The 25,883-nt window shown below is 33.3% G+C and carries 20 protein-coding genes, 1 rRNA gene and 1 pseudogene; 15 read left to right on the top strand and 7 right to left on the bottom strand.

The features are described from left to right. The 6 genes from rrf to BUA99_RS08130 all read left to right on the top strand — a co-directional run. Window positions 1–77: ribosomal RNA gene (rrf, locus tag BUA99_RS15610) — 5S ribosomal RNA — on the top strand; the annotation flags it as partial. A gap of 235 nt (window positions 78–312) precedes the next feature. Next, entirely contained in the window at window positions 313–780 is a 468-nt protein-coding gene (locus tag BUA99_RS08145; RefSeq protein WP_072990660.1) for a DUF1456 family protein, read from the top strand. A 2-nt stretch (window positions 781–782) separates the two neighbouring features. Further along, window positions 783–1,439, top strand: coding sequence for an NAD(P)H-binding protein (locus BUA99_RS08140; RefSeq protein WP_072990616.1), 657 nt, complete (start codon window positions 783–785; stop codon window positions 1,437–1,439). Between the two features lie 71 nt (window positions 1,440–1,510). Beyond that, window positions 1,511–1,939 carry a hypothetical protein gene (locus tag BUA99_RS15365; protein ID WP_234972933.1) on the top strand — a complete coding sequence of 143 codons (429 nt, stop codon included), beginning with the start codon at window positions 1,511–1,513 and terminating at the stop codon, window positions 1,937–1,939. A 24-nt stretch (window positions 1,940–1,963) separates the two neighbouring features. Beyond that, complete coding sequence (locus tag BUA99_RS15360) at window positions 1,964–2,203, top strand: endonuclease/exonuclease/phosphatase family protein (protein WP_234972931.1); 240 nt, start codon at window positions 1,964–1,966, stop codon at window positions 2,201–2,203. 31 nt (window positions 2,204–2,234) lie between these two features. Further along, window positions 2,235–2,756 carry a hypothetical protein gene (locus tag BUA99_RS08130; RefSeq protein ID WP_072990613.1) on the top strand — a complete coding sequence of 174 codons (522 nt, stop codon included), beginning with the start codon at window positions 2,235–2,237 and terminating at the stop codon, window positions 2,754–2,756. 8 nt (window positions 2,757–2,764) lie between these two features. On the opposite strand, the gene BUA99_RS08125 is transcribed toward BUA99_RS08130, so the two are convergent. Beyond that, window positions 2,765–4,330 carry a protein adenylyltransferase SelO gene (locus BUA99_RS08125; protein ID WP_072990610.1) on the bottom strand — a complete coding sequence of 522 codons (1,566 nt, stop codon included), beginning with the start codon at window positions 4,328–4,330 and terminating at the stop codon, window positions 2,765–2,767. Window positions 4,331–4,523: 193 nt separating this feature from the next. After that, window positions 4,524–5,717, bottom strand: a complete 1,194-nt coding sequence (sucC, locus tag BUA99_RS08120) for an ADP-forming succinate--CoA ligase subunit beta (RefSeq protein WP_072990607.1) — start codon at window positions 5,715–5,717, stop codon at window positions 4,524–4,526. A 429-nt stretch (window positions 5,718–6,146) separates the two neighbouring features. On the opposite strand from sucC, the gene gltB reads away from it, so the two are divergent. The 4 genes from gltB (at window position 6,147) to BUA99_RS08100 (ending at window position 15,073) form a co-directional block, all read left to right on the top strand. Then, window positions 6,147–10,664 carry a glutamate synthase large subunit gene (gene gltB / locus BUA99_RS08115; protein ID WP_072990604.1) on the top strand — a complete coding sequence of 1,506 codons (4,518 nt, stop codon included), beginning with the start codon at window positions 6,147–6,149 and terminating at the stop codon, window positions 10,662–10,664. A gap of 2 nt (window positions 10,665–10,666) precedes the next feature. Beyond that, on the top strand, window positions 10,667–12,121 hold the full coding sequence (locus BUA99_RS08110) for a glutamate synthase subunit beta (protein WP_072990601.1): 1,455 nt from the start codon (window positions 10,667–10,669) through the stop codon (window positions 12,119–12,121). Window positions 12,122–12,285: 164 nt separating this feature from the next. Next, entirely contained in the window at window positions 12,286–13,506 is a 1,221-nt protein-coding gene (lysA, locus tag BUA99_RS08105) for a diaminopimelate decarboxylase (protein ID WP_072990598.1), read from the top strand. 151 nt (window positions 13,507–13,657) lie between these two features. Continuing rightward, a complete protein-coding gene (locus tag BUA99_RS08100) occupies window positions 13,658–15,073 on the top strand; it encodes an alkaline phosphatase (RefSeq protein ID WP_072990595.1) in 1,416 nt (471 codons plus the stop codon). A gap of 75 nt (window positions 15,074–15,148) precedes the next feature. On the opposite strand, the gene pafA is transcribed toward BUA99_RS08100, so the two are convergent. Next, complete coding sequence (pafA, locus tag BUA99_RS08095) at window positions 15,149–16,765, bottom strand: alkaline phosphatase PafA (protein WP_072990593.1); 1,617 nt, start codon at window positions 16,763–16,765, stop codon at window positions 15,149–15,151. Between the two features lie 307 nt (window positions 16,766–17,072). On the opposite strand from pafA, the gene BUA99_RS15105 reads away from it, so the two are divergent. Next, window positions 17,073–17,210: a hypothetical protein gene (locus BUA99_RS15105; RefSeq protein ID WP_159430937.1), complete on the top strand. Its 138-nt coding sequence runs from the start codon at window positions 17,073–17,075 to the stop codon at window positions 17,208–17,210. Window positions 17,211–17,335: 125 nt separating this feature from the next. Here BUA99_RS15105 and nhaA read toward each other — a convergent pair whose 3' ends face one another. The 4 genes and pseudogenes from nhaA to BUA99_RS15565 form a co-directional block, all read right to left on the bottom strand. Continuing rightward, window positions 17,336–18,481 carry a Na+/H+ antiporter NhaA gene (gene nhaA, locus BUA99_RS08090; RefSeq protein ID WP_072990590.1) on the bottom strand — a complete coding sequence of 382 codons (1,146 nt, stop codon included), beginning with the start codon at window positions 18,479–18,481 and terminating at the stop codon, window positions 17,336–17,338. Window positions 18,482–18,715: 234 nt separating this feature from the next. Beyond that, window positions 18,716–19,028, bottom strand: a pseudogene (locus tag BUA99_RS08085) (helix-turn-helix domain-containing protein). Window positions 19,029–19,123: 95 nt separating this feature from the next. Beyond that, the gene (locus BUA99_RS15570) at window positions 19,124–19,219 is read right to left on the bottom strand and encodes a type II toxin-antitoxin system HigB family toxin (RefSeq protein WP_200778647.1); all 96 of its coding nucleotides are present in this window, start codon (window positions 19,217–19,219) and stop codon (window positions 19,124–19,126) included. A 305-nt stretch (window positions 19,220–19,524) separates the two neighbouring features. Then, window positions 19,525–20,202, bottom strand: a complete 678-nt coding sequence (locus tag BUA99_RS15565) for a M949_0222 family glutamic-type intramembrane endopeptidase (protein WP_072990585.1) — start codon at window positions 20,200–20,202, stop codon at window positions 19,525–19,527. A gap of 508 nt (window positions 20,203–20,710) precedes the next feature. On the opposite strand from BUA99_RS15565, the gene BUA99_RS08065 reads away from it, so the two are divergent. The 4 genes from BUA99_RS08065 to serB all read left to right on the top strand — a co-directional run bounded on the left by BUA99_RS08065 (window position 20,711) and on the right by serB (window position 25,827). Next, on the top strand, window positions 20,711–22,036 hold the full coding sequence (locus tag BUA99_RS08065; RefSeq protein WP_072990582.1) for a trigger factor: 1,326 nt from the start codon (window positions 20,711–20,713) through the stop codon (window positions 22,034–22,036). A 397-nt stretch (window positions 22,037–22,433) separates the two neighbouring features. After that, window positions 22,434–23,111 carry an ATP-dependent Clp endopeptidase proteolytic subunit ClpP gene (clpP, locus tag BUA99_RS08060; RefSeq protein ID WP_072990579.1) on the top strand — a complete coding sequence of 226 codons (678 nt, stop codon included), beginning with the start codon at window positions 22,434–22,436 and terminating at the stop codon, window positions 23,109–23,111. 86 nt (window positions 23,112–23,197) lie between these two features. Continuing rightward, a complete protein-coding gene (gene clpX, locus BUA99_RS08055; RefSeq protein ID WP_072990577.1) occupies window positions 23,198–24,430 on the top strand; it encodes an ATP-dependent Clp protease ATP-binding subunit ClpX in 1,233 nt (410 codons plus the stop codon). A 155-nt stretch (window positions 24,431–24,585) separates the two neighbouring features. Beyond that, window positions 24,586–25,827 (top strand): phosphoserine phosphatase SerB, encoded by a 1,242-nt coding sequence (serB, locus tag BUA99_RS08050; RefSeq protein WP_072990574.1) that lies wholly within the window; start codon window positions 24,586–24,588, stop codon window positions 25,825–25,827. Window positions 25,828–25,883 lie beyond the last annotated feature (56 nt).

Raw genomic sequence — 25,883 nt, 5'->3', positions numbered from 1 at the left:
CCATCCCGAACAGAGTAGTTAAGCCCGCCTGCGCAGATGGTACTGCAGTTATGTGGGAGAGTATGTCGTCGCCTTTCTTTAAAAACCCTTCGTCAATTGATGAAGGGTTTTTTGTTTATAGTAATGTGAGAGATTGGTTAATTTAGGATCCTACATTATTAAAATGCGGGTATTAGTGCATCAAAAGTTTTTTTGATTCTATGGTACAGTCCTCCCATTTAATTTGAATAACTCTCTTTTTGAAAATCCTATGGACTGTGCATTGGTTTTTTCTCTTTTTATAATTGTATCTTCGTAAAAAATATATAAATGATGACTAACAACGATATCTTTAAAAAACTTCGCGTAGCCCTAATGTTGCGTGACGATCAAATAATTGAAATATTAGAATTGGTAGATTTTAGAATCACTAAATCAGAATTAGGTGCTTTTTTCCGAGATGAGAAACATGAAAATTATATGGAATGCGGTGACCAAGTGTTACGAAATTTCCTTAATGCTCTAGTAATTCATTTACGTGGAACGAAAGAAAATCCGAAATATCCAAATGATGTTTTAGCAAAACATAAAGCTCAAATCCCTTCGAAAGAAGGATCGAAAGAGAGACCTGAATTTAAAGCAAAACCACGCGACGAAGAAAAGTCCAGAGGTGATGAAGCACCTTCTAAATCGCGACCAGCGACAAAAAACACGAAAAAAAAGGAATATCCTAAGGGAAATTCTAAGCCTCAAGTAGTTGAGAAAGTAAAATTCAACTTTGGTAAAAATAAAAAATCATAAGTTTGAAAACAGCATTAGTTATAGGAAGTACAGGTTTAATAGGTTCACACCTCTTAAACATACTTTTAGAAAGTAATGAGTATAGCAAAGTAATTGCTTTTACTAAAAGAGATTTAGGAATTAAAAATTCGAAATTAGTACAGCACATTATTGATTTCGATCAACCTGAAACTTATTCTCAATTAATAGTTGGCGATGATTTCTTTTGCACCATTGGTACAACCATCAAAAAAGCAGGAAGTCAAAAAGAGTTTCGAAAAGTAGATTTTGAGTATCCAAAACAGTTTGCTTCATTCGCATTGCAAAATAAGGTTACTCAGTTTTTAATAATTTCATCTTTAGGTGCAAATGCAAGTTCTTCTAATTTTTATCTAAAAACGAAAGGTGAAATTCAAGAATATCTTAAAACAACTGATTTCGAAAGCGTAGCTGTATTGCAACCATCGCTGCTGCTTGGTGATCGAACTGAATTTCGATTAGCAGAAAAAGTAGGTGGTTTTTTCATGAAATTACTTTCATTTGTATTCTTTGGAAATTTAAAAAAACATAAACCTATTGAGGGTAAAACCGTCGCAAAAGCTCTTTTTACAATTGCACAGAGAAGTAATGTAGGTTTTAAAATATATAAATCAGATTTGATTCAAGAAATCGGAAAATAATTGAATACCAAAATCCTAATCCTAACGAGCAGGATTTTTTTTGTTATATTTGGACAGAGTAAAAATTAATAATGATAATAATTATTTGGAATTGTAACGGCGCCTTTCGAAAAAAATTTAAGTTTCTGGAACAGTTTGACGCTGACATTACAGTAATTCAAGAATGTGAAGACCCTAAAAGATCAAATGATACGTTTTATAAAGAATGGACAAAAAATTATATTTGGATTGGAGATAATAAAAATAGAGGGTTAGGGATATTCTGCAAAGAATCAGTGAATTTGTCAGATAATAATTGGGAAACGAACGGCCTTAAATATTTTATCTCTGCAAATATTAATGACAGCTTTAACATAATTGGTCTATGGAACCATCACGCAAATTCTCCCACATTTGGCTATATTGGGCAGTTTTGGAAATATATTCAAATTAATAAATTGATAATGACGAAATCTATGATCGTTGAAGATTTCAATAGTAATAAAATTTGGGATAAATGAGATCGATGGTGGAACCACAGTGACGTGGTTCGAGAGTTAGAAGAAATTGGAATTAGAAGCTTGTATCATGAATATTTTAATGAAGAGCAAGGTGAAGAAAAGTCTCCTACTTTTTATTTACAGAAAAATATTGTAAAACATTATCACATTGATTATGTATTTGCAGATCGAGAAACTTTTAATTGTCCAAAATCTTTTAAAATAGGTGCTGAATTAGACTGGTTGCATTTGAGTGACCACATGCCACTAATAGTAGAATTATAATTTAAAAGAAATATTAATCGAATTTAGTACAATGAAAACATTCCTAACAATCATATTTTTGATTACAACATCATTATTTTATGCACAAGCTATTAAAAGCAACGAAGCGGCTTATTTGCTTGATTCAAATTTAGTATCACAAATAACAATAAAGCATCTCGTCTCTGACGAAATAGAATCCGTAAATATCAAAAAGAATGACACGATAATTAATGATAAACATTTTTCAGGCGTAGTTAGCGTCACTTCTAAAAATCCACATAAATTTGATTTTTTAAATTTGGAAGAAATCAAATCTGAATTTACAACTATTAAAAAAAGTGATGTTGTCTTTATGATTAATGGGGAAATAATAAAAGATAATCTAAATTCCGTCCTACTAGATCGCAATTACATTTTAAAGGTTGAAGTTACAAATTCGCAAGATTTTTATAAATTAAGAGAAACTAGCACTAAACATGAAATCATTAATATTTTGGGTAAAACCAAAGAAAACTTAGACAACAAAACCAAAATTATATTGAAAGGCCACGAGTCGATTGGTATCAAATAAAATAAACGTTAAGAACTGCAACTTAACATTGATGATCCCACCTTGTTACGTGCCCAATCAGGCCTTTTGGCAAACCACTTTTGAAAATCAGGTTGCTCATCATACGGATTTTTAAGTATTTCGAATAATTCATTTAACAAAGAATAATCACCTTTCTCTGAATCATCAATACATAATTGCGATATATAGTTGCGCAATACATATTTAGGATTTACAAGATTCATTTTTTCTTTACGTTCAAGATCAGTTAAGATTTGTTCGTTAATTCGGAAAGTATAAATTTCAAACCAATCATGCCAATATTTCAAAGTATCTTCAATTAACTCCTTTTCATTATAAAAAGCATCTTTGATTCTATCAAAAGCCAATACTGCTGAATCTTCCTTTGTAATGTTACTTAAATTTCTAAAGAAAATAGTCATGTCTGTCTCTGCTTTTTCAAGTAATTCAGTCAATCGATTTACTAAAAACAAATCATCGTTCAATTTGTTTTGCAAACCTAATTTATCCTGCATCATACTCAAATATTTCTTTTCATAATTTGAAGTGTACGCTTCTAGGATAGCTTCTAATGCCTTTGCATCATCAATCAAGGGATAAAGAGCATTTGCCAATTGGTATAAATTCCAAAGTGCAATTTCAGGTTGGTTTCCAAAACGGTATCTTTTATGTTGGTTATCGGTCGTATTTGGAGTCCAGCCAGAGTCATAATCTTCCAGCCAGCCGTAAGGTCCGTAATCGATAGTTATACCGTGAATAGACATGTTATCAGTATTCATAACGCCATGGACAAAACCCACACGTTGCCACTCTACAATCATTTTTAAAGTAGCTTGAGTAACCTCTTCAAAAAATCTTAAATATTTATGAACATCTTCTTCTTTAATATTGGGAAAATGTTTTTTGATTGTGAAATCAGTTAGTAGTTTAAGATTCACTAAATCTTTTCGCGACGCAAAAATTTCAAAACTACCAAAACGTATAAATGTAGGCGCTACTCTACTAACGATAGCACCTTGCTCATAAGCTGGATTTCCATTATATAACACATCACGCAAAACTTGATCACCAGAAAGCATGAGTGATAGGGAGCGCGTTGTGGGAACACCTAAGTGAAACATTGCCTCTGCACATAAATACTCTCGAATTGAAGAACGTAAAACTGCAAAACCATCTGCTGTTCTTGAATAGGGCGTTGGACCTGCTCCCTTTAGCTGCAAGGTAAACGATTTATTCTTATTAGTTATTTCGGTAAGATTAATGGCACGACCATCTCCTAATTGTCCAGCCCAATTTCCAAACTGATGTCCAGCATAGCACATGGCAAATGGTTTAGTACCTGCATAAATTGTATTACCTGAAAAGATATTTAGAAAATCATCAGATTGTAAATCTTCTTTTGAAAGACCAATTTCTTCAGCTACTTCAGTTGAAGCGTGAATTAATATGGGCCTTGAAGGTTTTAATGGATCAACAAACGAAAAACATGCCTCATAAACTTGTCGTGGAACATTAGCTTCTAATGAATCAGCAGGCAATTGGGAAGTGAAATTATTTTGAATATGTAGTTTCATTGCTTAAAATATTTATGAACACGAAATATTTAATTCGAGTAGAATACAAAGATATTCGATACAAAAGAGATAACTCCTTTTTTACGATAACTTTATATGATGATTGAAATTTTTTTAAATATTTACCGAAAGGCAAAAAAAAGTCCTGTTTACCGAAGTAAACAGGACTTAATAATATATAACGATTAAGTAATTAAGAAAGTGCAGCTTTTACTTGGTCAGCAGCTTCTTGGAATTCAACAGCAGATAAAATAGGCATTCCTGAATTATCAATTAACTCTTTTGCAATAGCGGCGTTTGTACCTTGTAAACGAACAATAATTGGCACTTTAATAGCGTCACCCATATTCTTATAAGCATCAACAACTCCTTGAGCAACACGATCACAACGAACGATTCCTCCAAAAATGTTGATTAAAATCGCTTTTACATTTGGATCTTTCAATATAATACGAAAAGCAGTTTCAACACGTTTTGCATCAGCAGTTCCCCCTACGTCAAGAAAATTTGCAGGCTCAAAACCAGCATATTTAATTAAATCCATAGTTGCCATCGCTAATCCAGCTCCGTTAACCATACATCCCACTGAACCGTCAAGATCTACATAATTTAAACCTACCTCTTTTGCTTCTACTTCGATAGGATTCTCCTCACGAATGTCGCGCATGTCAGCATATTTCTTTTGTCTGTATAAAGCATTATCATCGATATTCACTTTAGCATCTACAGCCATTATTTTATTGTCAGATGTTTTTAACACTGGGTTAATTTCAAACATCGACGCATCAGATCCAATATAAGCATTGTATAAAGAATCAATAAATTTTACCATTTCTTTAAAAGCATTTCCAGAAAGACCTAAATTAAAGGCAATTCTTCGTGCTTGAAAACCTTGCAAACCTACAGAAGGATCAATTTCCTCAGTAAAGATTAAATGTGGTGTATGCTCAGCAACTTCTTCAATATCCATTCCACCTTCAGTAGAATACATGATCATGTTACGTCCTGTCGCTCTATTTAATAATACAGAAACATAAAATTCAGAAGTTTCACTTTCTCCAGGATAGTAAACATCTTCAGCAATTAACACTTTATGCACTCTTTTACCTTCAGCAGAAGTTTGTGGAGTGATCAATTGCATCCCAATAATTTGCTCTGAAATTTCTTCAACTTGTTGTAAATTTTTAGCAAGTTTTACTCCACCACCTTTACCACGTCCACCTGCATGAACTTGGGCTTTTACAACGTACCAACTTGTACCTGTTTCAGTAGTTAATTGTTTTGCTGCAGCAACGGCTTCAACTGGACTGTTTGCAACGATTCCGCGTTGAATGCGAACTCCGTAGCTTGCTAAAATCTCTTTTCCTTGATATTCGTGTATGTTCATAATATAGAATTTGTCTGGCTTCTAAATTTATTTCAGATTAAAAGTGATACAAAAATAGCAAAATTCATCTGAATAGAGAAATGTTTTTAAAATTTAAAACAGATCTTATATTTAAGGGTAAATTATAATAATTCTGATGGAGCCACTTTCTATTTTGTTAAAGCTAATAGATGACATTTTATTAAAAAAATAATAACGATAACGATTGAATTTAGTATTGAACTGCGCGTACTATTAAGAATTTATAAATAGTAATGGAAAATAAGAAATGGAGTAATTATCAAATTTATAATTAGAATCTCTTTACAATATTAAATTATCATTTATTCGTTATTATTATAATTTTACAATAAAAATTAAGTAATATTGACCTAAAGTTTAAATTTTATTCAACAAAACTTCTATTTTTGTATAAAAAACACAATTAGAATGAGAGTGAAAGCACAAGGTTTATATATGCCCGAATTTGAACACGACAATTGCGGAGCAGGATTTATTTGCAACTTAAATGGAATTAAATCGAATGATATTATTCATAAAGCACTTGATATATTAATAAAATTAGAACATCGCGGCGCTGTTAGCGCTGATGGACGGACTGGTGATGGAGCTGGAATATTATTTGATATCCCCCATACTTTTTTTGCCAAAGTTTGTGATTTTGACCTTCCCGAAGTAGGACAATATGCAGTTGGAATGGTGTTTTTGCCAAAAAGTAGCAATCAAGTAACGTTTTGTAAAACTACTTTCGAAACGGCTATAAAAGAGCAAAATCTTAAAATATTAGGATGGAGAGACGTACCGGTCGCAGCTGAAAATCTAGGACAAATTGCCGCTGAAAAACAACCAACTATTAAACAAGTTTTTGTTGGAAAAAATGAATTAGATATCACTGAGCAACAATTAAATGCTAAAATGTTTGCCGCCAGAAAAATTGCTGAGCATACCGTAAGAAATTCAAGGACTTCTGAAGGTCACATGTTTTATTTTTCAAGTTTTTCTACAACTACGATAATCTATAAAGGATTATTGATGCCAGAAGATATTAGTCGATACTATACTGATTTATTAGACCCTGATTTAGTGACAAGATTAGCGTTAGTGCACCAGCGGTTTTCGACTAATACATTTCCGTCGTGGGAATTGGCACAACCTTTTAGATATATGTGTCACAATGGAGAAATTAATACGTTGCGCGGAAACATTAGCCGAATGCGCGCTCGGGAAGAGCTAATGCAAAGTGATATTTTTGGTGATGATTTAAAAAAGTTATTCCCCATTATTTTAGAGGGAAAATCAGATTCAGCATCAATGGATATGGTAGTCGAATTGTTACTAATGACTGGTCGTTCATTACCTGAAGCAATGATGATGGTTGTTCCTGAAGCATGGGAAAAACATCAAACGATGTCTGAGGTAAAAAAAGCATTTTACGAATATAACTCTTGTATTATGGAACCATGGGATGGTCCTGCATCTATTCCTTTTACTGATGGCAATGTAATTGGTGCTTTATTAGATCGAAATGGATTGCGACCTTCTCGCTATACTTTGACTAAAAGTGGTTTTGTAATTATGTCATCAGAAATTGGCGTTCTAGATATCAAACCGGAAGATGTAATTCAACACGGTCGTTTAGAACCAGGGAAAATGTTCTTGGTTGACATGAATGAAGGTCGAATCATTCAAGATGACGAAATTAAAAATAGCGTCGCTACTAAACGTCCTTATAAAAAATGGATAGATGAAAATCTATTGCATTTATCCGAAGTGCCATATACCAATAATGTGATTGCAACTGAAATTGTTGATTTTGAAACCCGACAGCGTTTGTTTGGTTATACAATCGAAGATATAAAAACAATTATAAATCCAATGGGAGCAAAAGGAACAGAAGCTTTGAGCTCTATGGGTAATGATACTCCCCTAGCTGTTTTATCAGATCAACCACAATTGTTATATAATTATTTCAAACAGTTATTTGCACAAGTTACTAATCCACCTTTGGATGGAATTCGTGAAGAGATCATAACAGACATTAGCTTAGCCATTGGTGGTGATTTTAATATTTTTGAAATTGACTCCAAGCAGTGCAAAAAGTTAAAAATCCAAAATCCAGTTATTTCTAATGAGGATTTGGATAAATTACGAAATATAGACCATGCTGATTTTAAATCGGTGACCATTTCTACGTTATATGATATTGAAAAAGGAGTAAACGGTTTAGAACGCGCTTTAGAGCGAGCCGTTCAAGCAACTTTTAAAGCAGTTTCAGAGGGGTGCAATATTGTGATTATTTCTGATAGAGGTGTATCCGATAAAATGGCTCCAATTCCAATGTTATTGTCTTGCTCTTATATTCATCACTCGTTAAATATATTAAAATTACGTTCTAAATTCGGGATTATTATCGAATCAGCTGAGCCACGTGAGCCGCATCATTTTGCCTTACTATTTGGTTATGGAGCGAGTGCTATCAATCCTTATATGGTAAATGAAATTATTCATAACCAAATCAATCAAGGTTTTATCACTGATATCAAAGCAGATTATGCCATAAAAAACTACAACAAGGCAATTGCCAAAGGCATTCTTAAGATCATGAATAAAATTGGTATCTCCACCTTACATTCGTATAGAGCTGCTCAAATTTTTGAAATTTTAGGATTAAATAAAACATTTACTTCTAAATATTTCCCTTACACGCCAAGCAGAATTGAAGGGATTGGACTGATGGAAATTGAAAAGGAAGTAAAAAGGAGATACCAGAAAGCTTTTCCCAATACTGAAGTAACTAATTTGTTACCACTAGAAATTGGTGGAATTTATAGATGGAGAAGAAATGGTGAAAAGCATATGTTTAATCCAACAACTATTTCTAAATTACAGCAAGCCGTTCGATTAAACAGTCCCGAAAGTTACAAGGAATATGCCGCAATGGTCAATGATCAAAGTGAAATCCTAATGACTATAAGAGGTTTATTCGAATTTAATAATTTAGATCCAATTGCTATTGACGAGGTAGAACCTTGGACAGAAATAGTAAAAAAATTCAAAACGGGCGCCATGTCTTATGGGTCTATCAGTCAGGAGGCGCACGAGAATTTGGCAATAGCCATGAACAGAATAGGTGGAAAAAGCAATTCTGGAGAAGGTGGAGAAGATCAAAGGCGTTTTCAAAAAGAGTTAAATGGAGATTCTAAAAATAGTGCTATCAAGCAAGTGGCTTCAGGACGATTTGGAGTTTCGATCAATTATTTGACTAATGCGAAAGAAATTCAAATAAAAATGGCGCAAGGTGCTAAACCGGGAGAAGGCGGTCAGTTACCAGCAGAGAAAGTAGTACCATGGATCGCAGAAACAAGAAACTCTACTCCTTATGTTGGACTAATATCTCCTCCGCCGCATCACGATATTTATTCCATCGAGGATTTATCACAATTGATTTTCGATTTAAAAAATGCCAATAGAGAAGCACGTATTAATGTAAAATTAGTGTCTGAAGTTGGTGTAGGAACAATCGCAGCCGGTGTTGCTAAAGCTAAAGCTGATGTGATCTTGATTTCAGGTTATGACGGAGGAACAGGAGCCGCTCCACTCACATCATTACAACATACAGGAATCCCTTGGGAACTTGGATTAGCCGAGGCGCAACAAACCTTAATTTTAAATGATTTAAGAAGTCGTGTTGTTTTAGAGTGCGACGGACAATTAAAAACTGGACGTGATGTAGCCATCGCAGCTTTACTTGGAGCAGAAGAATTTGGTTTTGCCACAGCACCTTTAGTGGCTTCAGGTTGTATTATGATGCGTGCTTGCCACTTAAATACGTGTCCCGTTGGGATTGCAACTCAAGATCCTGAATTGAGAAAAAATTTCAAAGGAACTCCTGAACATATTATCAACTTCATGTACTTTATTGCTGAGGAATTGAGAGAAATCATGGCGCAACTAGGATTTAGAACACTAAAAGAAATGGTGGGACAATCTCAAAAATTAAATGTCAATAAGGCGATTACACATTACAAAGCAAGCGGATTAGACTTATCAGCTATTTTATATAAGCCAGAAAAAGCAAAAACGGTTCCTAATCATAATACTATACCGCAAGATCACGCATTAGATCACGTACTTGATTTTGACATTATAAAAGCAGCTATTCCTTCTATATATAGAAAAGAAAAAACAAGAGTTATCTTCAAAATAAAAAATACAGATCGTTCTGTCGGTGCAATTTTGAGTAACGAGATTTCAAAAATATATGGTTCGCAAGGCTTACCAGATGATACAATCTTAGTTGATTTTGAAGGATCCGCAGGTCAAAGTTTTGGTGCTTTTGCAACTAAAGGATTGTCATTTAAGATTCACGGAAACTGCAATGACTATTTAGGAAAAGGACTTTCTGGTGCAAAATTGATTATCAAAGTCCCTCCTACAGCTACATTCAAACCAGAAGAAAATATTATAATAGGCAATGTTGCGCTGTATGGAGCAATTACTGGAGAGGCCTATATAAACGGAATGGCCGGAGAACGTTTTGGAGTCCGAAATTCAGGAGCTACAGCAGTTGTAGAGGGAATAGGAGATCACGGTTGTGAATATATGACTGGGGGAACCGTGGTAGTTTTGGGCAAAACAGGACGCAATTTTGCGGCTGGAATGAGTGGCGGTATTGCTTATGTTTATGATCCAAATCAAAAATTTGACTCAACTCTATGCAATATGGAAATGGTAGCATTCGAACCATTAAAAGAAGAGGATACTACTGAATTAAGACGATTAATCAAAAATCATTCTTTATACACGAGTAGCCCTTTAGCTAAAAGACTTCTTGCCGATTGGGAAAACGAGCAGAGAAATTTCATCAAAGTAATGCCTACTGATTACAAAAAAGCATTGCAAAGAATGGAAGATGAAAGACAAATGATTGAATTAATTGCAGTATAAATATGGGAAAGTTAGGTGGATTTAAAGAGTATAGTAGAACTGACGAGCATAATACAGTTGTAGCTAAGCGTGTATCAAATTATAATGAATTTACAATTCCATTAGGTCAAGATAAAATGAAGGAACAAGGTTCCAGGTGTATGGATTGTGGAATTCCTTTTTGTCACAGCGCTTGTCCGTTGGGAAATTTGATTCCTGATTTTAATGATATGGTGCATCAGGAGGAATGGCAAAGTGCACTAGAGATTTTGCAATCGACCAATAATTTTCCAGAATTTACTGGCCGTTTATGTCCTGCTCCATGTGAAAAATCATGTGTTTTAGGAATTATAAGTGAACCAGTAGCAATTGAAAATATAGAAAAAAACATTATTGAGCGCGGTTTTGCGGAAGGATGGATAAAACCACAAACTCCAGAAGTGAGAACAGGGAAAACAATAGCAGTAATTGGTTCTGGACCTGCTGGTTTGGCAGCCGCACAACAATTAAATCGTGCGGGTCACACTGTAACCGTTTTTGAGAGAGACAATGCAATAGGTGGATTATTGCGCTATGGAATTCCGAATTTTAAATTAGAAAAAGGAATTATTGATAGGCGTATTGTAGTATTAAAAGCTGAAGGAATTGTTTTTAAAACTAATGTAAACGTTGGTGTAAATTATAGTATTAAGGAATTAAACTCTTTTGATTCGATTGTTTTATGTGGTGGCGCAACAGAAAGAAGAAGTTTGCCAACAAAAGGAATTGAGAGTAAAGGCGTGGTGCAAGCAATGGATTTCTTAACGCAACAAACAAAATCTTTGTACGGCGAAAAAATTGAAAATCAGATAATGGCAACTGGTAAAAATGTCATTATAATAGGTGGCGGAGACACGGGTTCGGATTGTGTAGGAACTTCAAATAGACATGGTGCGAAATCAGTTACTAACTTTGAGATTTTACCTAAACCTCCAGTTGGAAGAAGTGACTCTACGCCCTGGCCATATTGGCCTTTACAATTAAAAACATCTTCTTCACATGAAGAAGGTTGTGATAGAAACTGGTTGATAAACACTAAAGAATTTATCGCTAACGATAAAGGCGATTTAGTGAGTTTAAAAACTGTTGAAGTAGCGTGGAAAATGACTGCTGGACAAAGACCAGAATTAATTGAAAAAGAAGGATCAGAAAAAATATGGCCGTGTGATTTGGCATTGATGGCTTTAGGATTTACAGGACCAGAAAAAACTTTGAGCGACCAATTAGGATTAGAGGTCGATTTTAGAAGTAATTATAAAGCTACCAATTATCAAACAAATAAACCACATATTTTTACGGCTGGCGATATGCGAAGAGGCCAATCGCTGATTGTCTGGGCAATATCAGAAGGTCGAGAAGCCGCAAGAGAAGTTGACAATTATTTAATGGGTTATACGAATTTGCCGACTAAAGGAAAAGGTGATTTACCAACTTTATAACGTAAAACATTTTCTAATACTTCTAAAAAGAATTCTTAAAGTTTATTATTATGTTAAAAATTCAAAATTGTTCTAAATCTAACTTTTTGTTATATTTTGTTAGAATTATTATTTAGTTTGTATAGCTAAATAAAGAACAATAAATTTGTAAAAAATTACGAATCATGCAATCAAAAGATTTACTTCAAGTGGCGGAACAATTTGGCAGCCCAGTATATGTATATGACGCCGAAAAAATACAATCTCAATATAATAGGCTATCAAAAGCTTTCTCTAAGGTAAATAAACTTCGTATTAATTATGCTGTAAAAGCTTTGTCTAATGTTGCCATCTTGCAATTATTGAGAGAAATGGGATCAGGACTTGACACTGTATCTATTCAAGAAGTAATGCTAGGACTACATGCTGGTTATGAACCAGAAAAAATATTTTACACTCCAAACGGCGTTTCATTAGAGGAAATTGAAGAGGTAAATGCTATGGGAGTACAAATTAACATAGATAATTTGTCTATTTTAGAGCAATTTGGTACAAAATACCCAGAAGTTCCTGTTTGTATCCGTATTAATCCCCACGTGATGGCGGGTGGAAATGCAAATATTTCTGTAGGTCACATTGATAGTAAGTTTGGTATTTCAGTACATCAATTACCGCATTTAGTTCGTATTGTTGAAAATACAAAAATGAATATTGTTGGGATCCACATGCATACTGGGTCAGATATTCTAGATATTGAAGTATTTCTTTATGCTGCCGAAATATTATTCGATGCAGCCAAAAGTTTTAAAAGTTTAGAATTTCTTGACTTTGGAAGTGGCTTTAAAGTACCATATAAAAAAGATGATATTGAAACTGATATTGAAGAATTAGGAAAAAAACTATCCAAAAGATTTAATGCTTTCTGCATAGAATATGGTAAAGAACTAACTTTGATATTTGAACCCGGAAAGTTTTTAGTAAGTGAAGCAGGATTCTTTCTAGCTAAAGTTAATGTGGTAAAACAAACTACATCAACAGTTTTTGCGGGGATTGATAGTGGATTTAACCATTTAATTAGACCTATGCTTTACGGTTCACAACATCAAATTGAAAATATTTCGAATCCAAAAGGGAAAGAACGTTTCTATTCCGTTGTTGGATATATTTGCGAGACAGATACTTTTGCCAATAATAGAAGAATTTCGGAAATTAAAGAAGGTGATATACTATGTTTTAGAAATGCTGGTGCTTATTGTTTTTCTATGGCATCTAATTACAACTCTCGTTACAAACCCGCAGAAGTATTGTGGATGAATGGAGAGGGACATTTAATTCGAGCTCATGAATCATTTGAAGATATACTGAGAAATCAAGTTCAATTACCTCATTTAGTAGAAACTGTTTAAAATTAAAAATCCCATCTGCAAAAGTAGATGGGGTTTTTGTTAGGAATAAGCAGTCTACACATAAGCATGTTTTATCGAAAAATAAAAAATTCTTAACATAGTGAATGAGGCAGTTTAACTACTTTTGAAATTATTATTAAACGCACAAGCCATGAACAGACGGAAATTTTTCAAGAATGGTTCTTTATTTGCCATTGGATCTACGTTTTTAAATCCTTTTGAAGGAATTGCAAAAGAACTCGATTTTGACACTCTTAAAAAGAATAAAAAAGCTAAAAATATTATTGTCATTGTTAGCGATGGAATGAGTCATGGAACTTTAAACATGGCTGATCTTTATTTAAATAGAAAAACAGGTCAAGGAAGTAACTGGCTACAATTATACAAGGATAATAAAGTTAGTCGTGCCCTAATGGATATGTCATCAGCTTCATCTATTGTAACTGATTCAGCCGCGGCTAGTTCTTCATGGGGTAGTGGGTTTCGAGTTAAAAATGGTTCATTAAATATTGGTGTTAATGGAGAAGAATATCTTCCTATCTGGCAAAAATTTAAAAAAGCGGGTAAAATGGCAGGCTGTGTCACAACAGTTCCTATAACACATGCAACACCAGCAGGATTTTGTATTGCTTCTAAAAGTAGAAATAGTCAAGATAGCATTGCTGAAATGTATCTTGATTTAAAGTTTGATGTGATGATGGGTGGAGGAAACAATTATTTTGCATCGGATAGTCGCAAAGACAAGCGTGATCTGTATCAAGAATTCTTAAGCAAAGGATTTGCAGTTGTAAAGAATAAAAAAGAAATGTTTTCTTGCGATAATTCTAAACCGATTCTTGGAGTTTTTTACAATGATGGACTACCTTATTCAAAGGATAGAGAAAGCAGCAAAGAATTGATAGAAGCTATTCCTACATTAGCCGAAATGACAAAATGCGCTATTGATAAAATGAAACATCATCCAAATGGATTTGTACTGCAAGTTGAAGCTGGAAAAGTAGATTGGGCAGCCCATGGAAACGATATTGCAGGATTATTATATGATCAAGTTGCTCATGATGAGGCGGTAAAAATTGCAATTGATTTTGCAGAGAAAGACAAAAATACCTTAGTTATTATCACTACAGATCACGGTAACGCTAATCCAGGAATTATTTATGGCAAAGACGCCAATGATAATTTTGATAGTATCCATAATTATAGGCAAACTAATGAATGGATATTAAATGGAATTGGTCAAGAAACAAGAGTTTCACAAATGATTGAAAGGATTGAATACGCCAATAAAACTATCATTAAAGAAGATGATGCGAAAGAAATTTTAAACTTTTACTCTAATATAAAATTGGAAGAAGGACTTTATAATCCAAGGCATTTGCCCTTTAAGGTCTTAGCTGATATACAAAAGAAATACAATTCAGTGGGTTGGATTAGTATGGATCACTCTGCTGATTACAGTGAACTAGCAATGTATGGACCTGGTAGTGATTTGCTAAAACCTTTTATAAAAAATACCGATTTGCATTATTTAATGCTAAAAGCAGCAGAAATAGAAAATAATTTTTAAATATCTTTTACAAAGCAAAAAACTCCTTTCATATTTTATGAAAGGAGTTTTTTTTAATATCAACGTCAAATAGCTTTATTTCTTTTCGAAAAGTGTTTCTAAAATTTCAGATTCTGTACCATTTGGAAATGGAATTTTCAGCATTTGAGAAAGTGTAGGTGCAATTTGAGTAATAAATTTTTTAGAGTGCAGCTCACCCTTTGGCACATGCCATCCATAAAAAAGTAGTGGTACATGCGTGTCATAACTATTTGGTGAGCCATGAGTTGTTCCTGTTTCATAATACTGCATGTAGCCTGTTTTATCAAGTATAACTATATCTCCGTTTTGCTTTGGATCATATCCTTTAGCAATAAAGCTCAAGAAATAATCACCACCTGATGATGCTAAAATTTCTTCTTCGGTATACACTCTTTTAACTTGTTCTTGTGTCATCAAAAAATCTTTAAAACTTTGTTTCACCTTTGTGAGTTCTAAGCCTTTTTGTTTGATAATTTCTCTGTTAAAAAAAAGATTGAAATTAGAATAATCTAAAATCAAATCAGTACCAAAAGATTCCAGTGAATATTTTTTCAATGAAGACACAATTTCTTTTGAAGGAATGTTTTTTACGTTATATTTATTATCTTTTAAATAATTTGCGTTTTCTGCTCCAGCATGATCAGCAGTTAAAAAAAGCAAATAATTATTTTTACCAACCGTTTTATCAAGGTAAGTTAGAAAATCAGCAATGGTTTGATCTAAACGTAGATAAGTATCTTGTAATTCCATGGAACGAGGCCCAAAAGTATGTCCTACATAATCCGTGGATGAAAAACTTATTGTTAAAAAATCAGTGATATCATCTTTACCTAGTTCCTCTTTTTCTATGGCTTTAATTGCCAGATCTGCTAAAAGATCATTTCCAAAAGGAGTTGTACGTAGCACATCAGCTCCTTTATCTTTATAAATAGCATTAAGATCATATGGAAAAACTGGTGGTTTTGTTTTATTTATTTTTCCTTCATAAGGATTGTCATCTGCAAGACTTTCATTGTAAGTCGCCACTGGTTTCAATAAATCCCAACCCTTATTGATGTAATTAAGATATTTTTTTTCATTATTAAATTCGCTAACCCATTTTGGTAATTCATCTCCATAAAAAGTACTAGATACAAAGGAACCTGTTTTACTATACCAAAAAGCCCAATTTGCAAAATGACCTGCTGGTAAAATAGCTCCCCGGTCCTTAATACTCATTCCAATCACTTTACCTTTAAAATTAGTAGCCATACGTAACTCGTCAGTAATAGTAGTGCTTAATAAATTTTTTGGCGACATCGCTCCTTCTTTATCTGAACCGTCGCCTAAGGTTTTTACTCCGGCATCGTCAGTGCAATACATGTCTTTTCCAGTTGCTTTATTAAACCATTCATTACCCACGATACCGTGTGTAGATGGCGTTGTTCCCGTATAGATACTTGCATGCCCTGGCGCTGTATAAGTGGGCATATAATTGTAATGCATATTATGGAAAGTATATCCATCATTCATCAACCGCTTAAATCCATTGGCAGTATAATCGTCAGAAAATCGATATAAATACTCCATCTTCATTTGATCAACTACAATTCCTATAACTAATTTTGGTCTTTGTTGCGCCTGAGAACTTGCTGTAAGGATTAATGCAAAAAGCATTATAATTTTTTTCATATCTTAATTTTATATTATGCAAAAATACGAATAAAAGTCAATCGATCTTTAGGTATCGCACAACGGGGAAAAATTATAGTGGCAAATGAACAGATGAAATATAATTAAAGTCTAAAAAGCCTTACCACTCATTTTTTTTCAAATTTCATTTACTATTTTTTGACCCAATTTATTGACTAAAAGAGGGTAGGATCAAATAAGTGAATATATTTAAATTAAATTACTGTTTCAGTGCAAAATTTAATTTACTGACAAATTGTATTTGTTATCAGGTAATATTGCTTAAATTGTTAAAAAAATAAAAGCTATGATTGATCTAGTAACAGGAGATATGGAAATTAAAAGTACTTTGTTTTTTGGTTTACCCTTATTTTGGTGGTTTTCGATATTAATTTTTGCAGGAATCGTTTTAGCGGCGGCTCATTTATACAAAAGAAAGAAATAATTAAAACGTTCATTACGTTTTAATTATTTCTAGCCTCAATACTATAAATGAGCTTACTATTTAAAAAAAGCGGTAGTATAATCGTTAATGATTGACATCATAATTTTAAATTTAATTTTTTAAAATTATTCTTGTGCATTAGGTTTTAATGTCCATTTTAAAAGCATATAGCCTATAATTCCTGCAGTAATTGAAGCTAAAATAATTGCGATTTTTGAACTATTTATCAATGCAACATCGTCATATGCGAGAATTGTAATAAAAATAGACATTGTAAATCCTATTCCTCCTAGAAATCCAACACCAATTATGTTTTTCCATTTTAAGTCTTTTGGTAATTTGCAAAGTCCTATTAACGCACCTGTAAAAGCAAATGCAAAAATTCCTAACGGCTTTCCGATAGTTAAACCTGTCAAAATCCCTATACTGTTAGCTTCGCCTAAACCATTTTGCCAATCAGCTCCAATTGCAATGCTTGTATTTGCAATAGCGAAAAGAGGTAAAATTATAAATGCCACTGGTTTATGTAAAAAGTGTTGTAAAACATAAGAAGTTGATTTTTTATCGCCGTTACCAAACGGTATTGCAAACGCTAATAAAACTCCAGTAATAGTGGCATGAACTCCTGAATTATACATAAAAAACCACATTACTACTCCACCTAAAAGATAAGGAATTAGACTTTTGACTTTGAGTCGGTTTAGTATTAATAGTATCCCAAATACTGCCAAGGCGAGTAATAAGTTAGACCAAACAAGAGTTTTTGTGTAAAAAATGGCAATAACAATAATTGCAATTAAGTCATCAATCACAGCTAGTGCGGTTAAAAATATTTTTAGCGATACAGGAACTCTATTTCCTAATAATGATAGTATACCAATTGCAAAAGCTATATCTGTAGCCATTGGGATTCCAGCTCCTGCTTGTGTGGCAGTTCCATAATTAAATAGTAGAAAAATAGCTGCTGGAATAAGAAAACCGCCTATCGCACCTATAATAGGGAAGGAGGCATTTTTTATATCAGAAAGTTCTCCTTTGTAAATTTCACGTTCTAATTCTAATCCAATTAGTAAAAAGAAAACAGCCATCAACGCATCGTTGATCCAATGTGTGATGCTATGTCCACCCATATCATATTGCCAAAAGCTAATATAGCTGGACTGAATAGGAGAATTAGCTAAAGCGAGGGAAATAATAGTAACAAAAAGCAGAATTAATCCGCCTGCTTTCTCACTTTCATAGAATTCTTTGAATAATTTAGATAGATTCATCAGCTTACAATTTGTTGTTTTAAGTTTTGTGACTTTTGCTTAGATTAAAATAAATTTTGGCGATTCTCTTAAAATAAAATGTCAGAAAATCAAAAATACAACAAAAAGATTCATTTTCAATTCTATCCCAGTGTTTATGGTGTCTATAACGAGTTAAATTGTTAACGAATATTATAAAAAGTCACATTTTAAATAGAATTGTATTAAAACATAGGTTGGAATGTGTAAACTTTCCTAAAGTTGTCTTATCACATCTAATGAAAGTTTTCTTTAGCGATTTAAAATTTCAGTAGCTCGACTTTTCAGTCCAATACTATTTACTAAATCTATTTTATTATGTCCCATTTGCTTCATGCTGAACTCAATTGCTTCGATAGGATCAGGCAAACCTATTGGGAAATTTTCATTTTCATAATGATCAAGCAAAATTCCAAGTACTTCTAATTCATTGCCTTCTGGAGAATTCAACTTTGTATCAAAGATTGTTTCAAGTCTTTCAAGAGCATAGTTATAATCATTTTAGGTTTTTTACAGGTTTTATATTCATATGTATATATTTATTATTTTTTAAAGGTTTTGTGTAATTCGCAAATTAACATCGATTTTTGCTACCGATTTACGATCATGCTCATTTCGTTATAATTAAATTTCATTATTGCTACTCTTGTCGCACTCTACGTGCGTTTCAATAAAGCGAATCCAAACCATTTGATAATCATAACTGATATTTATAATCAAGCTATACTTATTTCCTTTAATATAAAAACAAGGCTATTATCATTTAAAACACTTGCACATGGAATAGTTTTAGGTAGCGCGACCATCACAATCGTGCATAATATCATAAAGTTATGATTTGACCTCTCCAACTTTGTCATTCTTACGAAGTAAGAATCTTTGTTTATCGCTATTGTTTGTTGGGATTGCTTTGCCTGTTCAGGCAAACTCTCGAGTCCTTCTCTGTCGGAATGAAAAAAGAACAACTTTCTTAATTGCTATTTTTAACGCAGTAACATTGCATTCGCGCCAGCTTGAGTTAATTTTTATTGCATTAATTTGTATGCTATAATTATGAGAAAAGGTAACGAATTATTAATTATGTGAAAAAAATAAGAACGCCAAATATTGTATTTTTTAGCGATATAACATAGAAATACTCCAGCAATAATTTTTTCAGAGATGGGTATTAAGTTTACCCAAGAGAAATCATCATAATTACCTAAATGTGCAGAGCCAAAAATAATAGACGAAATTAAAATGATTATTATTAAATTTACTTCTATGAAACTTAACATTTTTTCATATAATTTTTTGTTGAAAAGCACTAATAGCCCGCAAATAATCACCACTATAAAAATATATAAAATTGTTGTTTCTTCTTTAAAATAGGAAGTTAAAAAAAATATGATTGAGATAAAACTTAGTATTAAAACCAATCGGGACTTGTATTGTAAAAATCCCCTAAATACTAATTCTTCAATTAATGGAACGAGAAATAGATAAGGAAAAAATTTAGATAAATTAAATTTATCTAAATCGCTTTGATCAATAAACGGTTCGTGAGTAATTAACGACTTAACATATCCCGCAAAAAAATTAAGGGTTGTTAGTACTATAAATAAAGTAAAATCTTGTCTAAAGATTCCACGGAATTTTTTATTTGGATTTTTTAAAAAGTACAAAAAATCGTTTTTAATTAAATTATTACATTTTGTGTTCATTTATGTTAGATTAGGTTGCTTGTTAAACTCTGTGTTTATTTGACTCAATTTCAGCTAACACATATTTAACTCTGTCTTTATCGCACTTGTGGATGTATGATCAATAATACAAGCATATAATTAGCAAATATAATTATTAATCTTACAAAAAAGCATCTTTTTTTATATACAAAGCGAAGTAATTGCGGTATAATAATTTGTAAAACAACCACAATACCATCCATTAACCGCGTGAAGGATTACTTCATTTATATTCTATTTTTTTGGCATTCAGTGACCTTCGTTTGCATTGAAAATCCTTTTATGAAGCGTAGCGAAATAAAAGATTGCAACGAAAAGCCTGACCCGCCGTAGAGGAACGGAGGTGGGACACGCCCAAATCACACAACATATTATAGATTTTTAGCTGTAAAATCTACTCAAAAGGTTCGGTGGTAAAAAGCTTGGAGAATTTGTAAAAATTTTATAATTTTGCAGTCCGAAATTATAATATAAAGTAAAGAAGAAGATGGATATTAAAAGAGTAGCAATAGACGCTGTAAACGAGACGATTGTAATGACTGTAGTTCACATGGATTACAAAGGTCAAGTGGCAAAAAGAATAAATGAAAAAATGCCATTGGCAACCGTAAAAGGATTTAGAAAAGGTGCTGTGCCTAAAGATCTTGTTGAAAAACAATACGGAAAATCGATCAAACAAGAAGAAGTTCAAAAAGTGGTTGACCTAGCTCTTGAGCGTTTTGTGCAATCAGAAAGATTAAACCTTCTTGGAACACCACTTCCTAAAGTAAATGAGAATTTTGATTGGAGTGCTGAAGAATTGGTTTTTGAATATGAAATAGGTCTAGTTCCTGACTTTACTTTAGATCTTGAAGGTAAAAATGATGTAGTAAAATATGTAGTTAAAGCTGACGATAAATTGATTGACGGTCAAGTAGCACGTATCCAAAAACAATTTGGAACTGCAATTCCTCAGGAAGCTGTGGTTGTAGATTCTGATATCACTGGAACTTTTGTAAACGAGGGAGCTGCAATCAACAATGCAACAACTATTTCTTTGGATATGTTTAAAGATAAAGCGAATGCTGATAAATTCATAGGTAAAAAAGTAGGTGATGTTGTAACTTTAAATACAAGTGGTTTATTTGAAGATGCTCATCAATTGATGGACATAATGAAAATAGGTCATGATGATGTTCACACAATTGCTGTTGATGTAGATTTTACTATCGAAGCAATCAACGGAGCAGAATTGGCTGAATTAAACCAAGAGCTATTCGATAAATTATTTGGTGAAGGTAAAGTAGCTACATTAGACGAATTGAAAGCTAAAATTAAAGAAGATGCTGAAACTCAATTTGCAACGCAAGCAGACCAAAAGTTATTAGCTGACGTTCAGGATTTCTTGATCGAAAGCACAAAATTTGATTTGCCAGCTGAGTTTTTGAAAAAATGGTTGCAAACCGTAGGGGAGAAAAAATTATCTCCTGAAGAGGCTGAAGTTGAATATGCAAGATCAGAGAGAGGATTGCGTTTTCAATTGATCGAAGGTAGAGCAATGGCTACAAATGAAATCAAAGTTACTTTCGAAGATTTGAAATCATTTACTACAAAAAATATCCGTCAACAAATGGCGCAATTTGGTCAAACAAACCCAACGGACGAAGAGGTTCAAGGAATTGTGGCGAGAGTTTTGTCAAACCAAGACGAGGTAAAACGACTTTCTGACCAAGTGGTAGGAGAAAAAATGCTTGACTTGTTCAAAGAAAAAGCAAATCCAACAACTAAAGAAGTTACTTACGAAGAATTTATTGCCGCTTCATACGGGGAATAAATTTAGTCTGTAAAGTGGTAAAGTCAAAAGTGAAAAGTCCCGCAGTTGGCTGAGATTAGTGAAATTTTATTATTTGCTTACCAATTGGAAACAATAAAAAATAAGTATATTTGAGCGTCAGAAATTTATTTTTGACGCTCTTTTTATTTATGATAATGTCAGGAGCTAATCCAGCTATCCGTTACAAGTTTTATCATCGGATTTGATTTTTTATAAGCAAGAAAAGGAGCTTCTTGCAGTCGCTCTTTTCGTGCAATAAAAAATGCAACACGATTTCAAAAAGCTTTTCACTGCTATCTGGGCTAGAAACGAGACATATTGACACTAATTACAAAGAGGTATGAACTTTGCAATAGGAAAAGCATTGGAGATAACTTTAAATTTAGAATAAAAAAATATGAACTACGGTAAAGAATTTAAAAAATTTGCTACAAAGCACCAAGGAGTCAACTCAATGTATTACGATAAAATCGTAGGTGCAATGACTCCGCCAACTAATATGACTCCTTATATTATTGAAGAACGTCAGTTGAATATTTCACAATTAGACGTTTTCTCAAGATTAATGATGGATCGTATTATATTCCTAGGAACTGGAATTGACGACCAAATTGCAAATATTGTTCAAGCGCAATTATTGTTTCTTGAAAGTGCGGATGCTTCTAAGGATATTCAAATTTATTTGAACTCTCCAGGAGGAAGTGTTTATGCAGGATTAGGAATATATGACACAATGCAGTACATCAAGCCAGATGTGGCAACTATTTGTACTGGAATGGCAGCATCTATGGGTGCGGTGCTTTTATGTGCAGGAGCAGCAGGGAAACGGTCGGCATTGCCACATTCAAGAGTTATGATTCACCAACCATCAGGTGGAGCGCAAGGAGTTGCGACTGATATGGAAATCAATTTACGTGAAATGATGAAATTGAAAAATGAGTTATATGAAATTATTTCTCAACATTCAGGACAAACATTTGATAAAGTACATGCTGATAGCGAACGTGATTATTGGATGATTGCTGAAGAAGCAAAAGCTTATGGAATGATTGATGAGGTTTTAATAAGAAAATAAAAATCTAGTTTCAGGTTAAAAGTCGAAAGTCAAAAGCAATGCTACTGACTTTTGACTTTTGACTTTATAACTTTAGACATAAAAGAATGGCAAAAGCAGTATTAGAATGTTCGTTTTGTGCGAGAAAGAAACCAGAAACCAGCTTGCTGATTGCTGGAATCAATGCGCATATTTGTGATAAATGTATCGAACAAGCACATGGAATTGTTTTAGAGGAATTAAAATCTGGCGGAAGTTCAAAGCTTGTTGGTGATTTGATTTTGAAAAAACCAAAAGAAATTAGAGCATTTTTAGATCAATATGTTATTGGTCAAGATCAAACTAAAAAAGTAATGTCGGTTGCGGTTTACAATCACTACAAGCGTTTGATGCAGCAGCAATTAGATGATGAAGTAGAGATTGAAAAAAGTAACATCATCATGGTGGGACAAACGGGAACAGGAAAAACATTGGTGGCTAAGACCATTGCTAAAATGCTTGACGTTCCTTTAGCAATCGTTGATGCAACTGTATTGACAGAAGCTGGTTATGTAGGAGAAGATGTTGAGAGTATTTTGACTCGTTTGCTTCAAGCGGCAGATTATGATGTGGCTAAAGCAGAACGCGGAATCGTATTCATTGATGAAATAGATAAAATTGCCCGTAAGAGCGATAATCCATCGATTACACGTGACGTTTCTGGAGAAGGGGTGCAACAAGCGTTATTGAAACTATTAGAAGGAACAGTTGTAAACGTACCACCAAAAGGAGGGCGTAAACATCCAGACCAAAAATTTGTTGAAGTTAACACACAAAATATCTTGTTTATCGCTGGTGGTGCTTTTGATGGTGTGGAAAGAATTATTTCTAAACGATTGAATCGTCAGGCTGTTGGTTATTCTACTTCTAAAAACGTAGATAATATCGATAAGGACAATTTATTGCAATACATTATTCCAAAAGACATTAAAGATTTTGGATTAATCCCGGAGATTATTGGGCGTTTACCAGTATTGACACACATGGATCCATTAGATAGAGAAACGTTGAGAGCCATATTGACCCAGCCTAAAAATGCGTTAATCAAGCAATATGAAAAGTTATTTTTAATGGATGAAGTAGCATTCACCATTACTGATGAAGCGTTAGATTTTATTGTTGAAAAAGCATTAGAATATAAACTAGGAGCTCGTGGATTGCGTTCGTTATGTGAAGCAATTTTGACCGATGCGATGTACGAATTGCCAAGTTCTGATGATAAAACGTTAGAAATTGATGTGGAATACGCGAGAGAAACATTGAATAAAAATTTATTGAAGCGATTAGAGATTGCTTCATAAATTACATATTTCTCAAAAACACAAACCCGTTCATTACATTGAGCGGGTTTTTTTATGGCTATTTTACACTATTTGTTATTGTGCGCAAAAAGGAGTATTTTTTTTTTTTATCAGCATTAGAATACCGATTTTTGTTTACTCTAAAAAAGTACAGTATGCAAATAGAAGATAAAGAGGTTATTTTGTTGAAAGTTTCTGGACAAGATAAGCTTGGTGTAACCGCGGGACTCACGGCTATTTTGGCAAATTATGATGCCATAATATTAGATATCGGTCAAGCTGATATTCATGACACTTTATCATTAGGTATTTTATTTGAAATAAAAGGAGGTTCTACTTCGGGACCCGTGTTAAAAGATCTCTTGTTTAGAGCTTATGAATTAGAAGTTAAAGTAAAGTTTATTCCAATCTCAATTGATGATTACGAGATTTGGGTAAAAGGACAAAGACAACAACGGTATTCAATAAATGTTTTAGGTGAAAAATTAACTGCCGCACAATTAGCTGCAATCACTCGGATTTTAGCGAATCAAAACTTAAATATTGACGCGATAAAAAGGTTAACAGGTCGCGTGTCTATTGTGGAAGAAGAGGAGTTTCCTCGTTCTTGTATTCAATTATCGGTCACCGGAACAATTGTAGACAAAACTTTTATGACCGCTAGTTTTATGGAGATTTCCAGAACTTTAGATGTCGATATTTCTTTTCAGGAAGATAATATGTATCGAAGAAATCGTCGTTTAGTTTGTTTTGATATGGATTCTACGTTAATACAAACCGAAGTTATTGATGAATTAGCTGAGTTAGCAGGAGTGGGAGACCAAGTACGTGCAATTACTGAAGCAGCAATGAATGGCGAGATTGATTTTAGCGAAAGTTTTAAGCAACGCATGCTCTTATTGAAAGGCTTAAGTGAAGATGTATTACAAAATGTTGCTGAAAATTTACCCATAACAACAGGAGCACATCGCTTGATGAAAGCATTGAAGTATTACGGTTATAAAACGGCTATTTTATCAGGTGGATTTACCTTTTTTGGAAAATATTTACAGAAGGAATTAGGAATTGATTACGTTCATGCCAATGAGTTAGAAATCATTGATGGTAAATTAACTGGGAACTATCTCGGGGAAATTGTAGACGGTAAAAAGAAAGCAGAATATTTACAAGCCATTGCAGATAAAGAGGGTATTCACATTAATCAAACAATAGCGGTGGGAGATGGCGCGAATGATTTACCTATGCTAAGTTTAGCAGGTTTAGGAATTGCTTTTCATGCAAAACCAACGGTAAAAGAAAAAGCAGGAAGTTCTATTTCTAGTTTAGGTCTCGATGGAGTTTTGTATCTTTTAGGATATCACGACAGGCATATCGATATGATGGAGGAGGAGGAGTAAAGTTCGAATTATTTCAATTATACAACTATACCTTCTCCAATTGCATGCTTTTCAAT

It is taken from the genome of Flavobacterium segetis (assembly GCF_900129575.1).
Lineage (GTDB): Bacteria > Bacteroidota > Bacteroidia > Flavobacteriales > Flavobacteriaceae > Flavobacterium > Flavobacterium segetis.
This window is presented reverse-complemented; position numbering and strand designations above follow the sequence as displayed.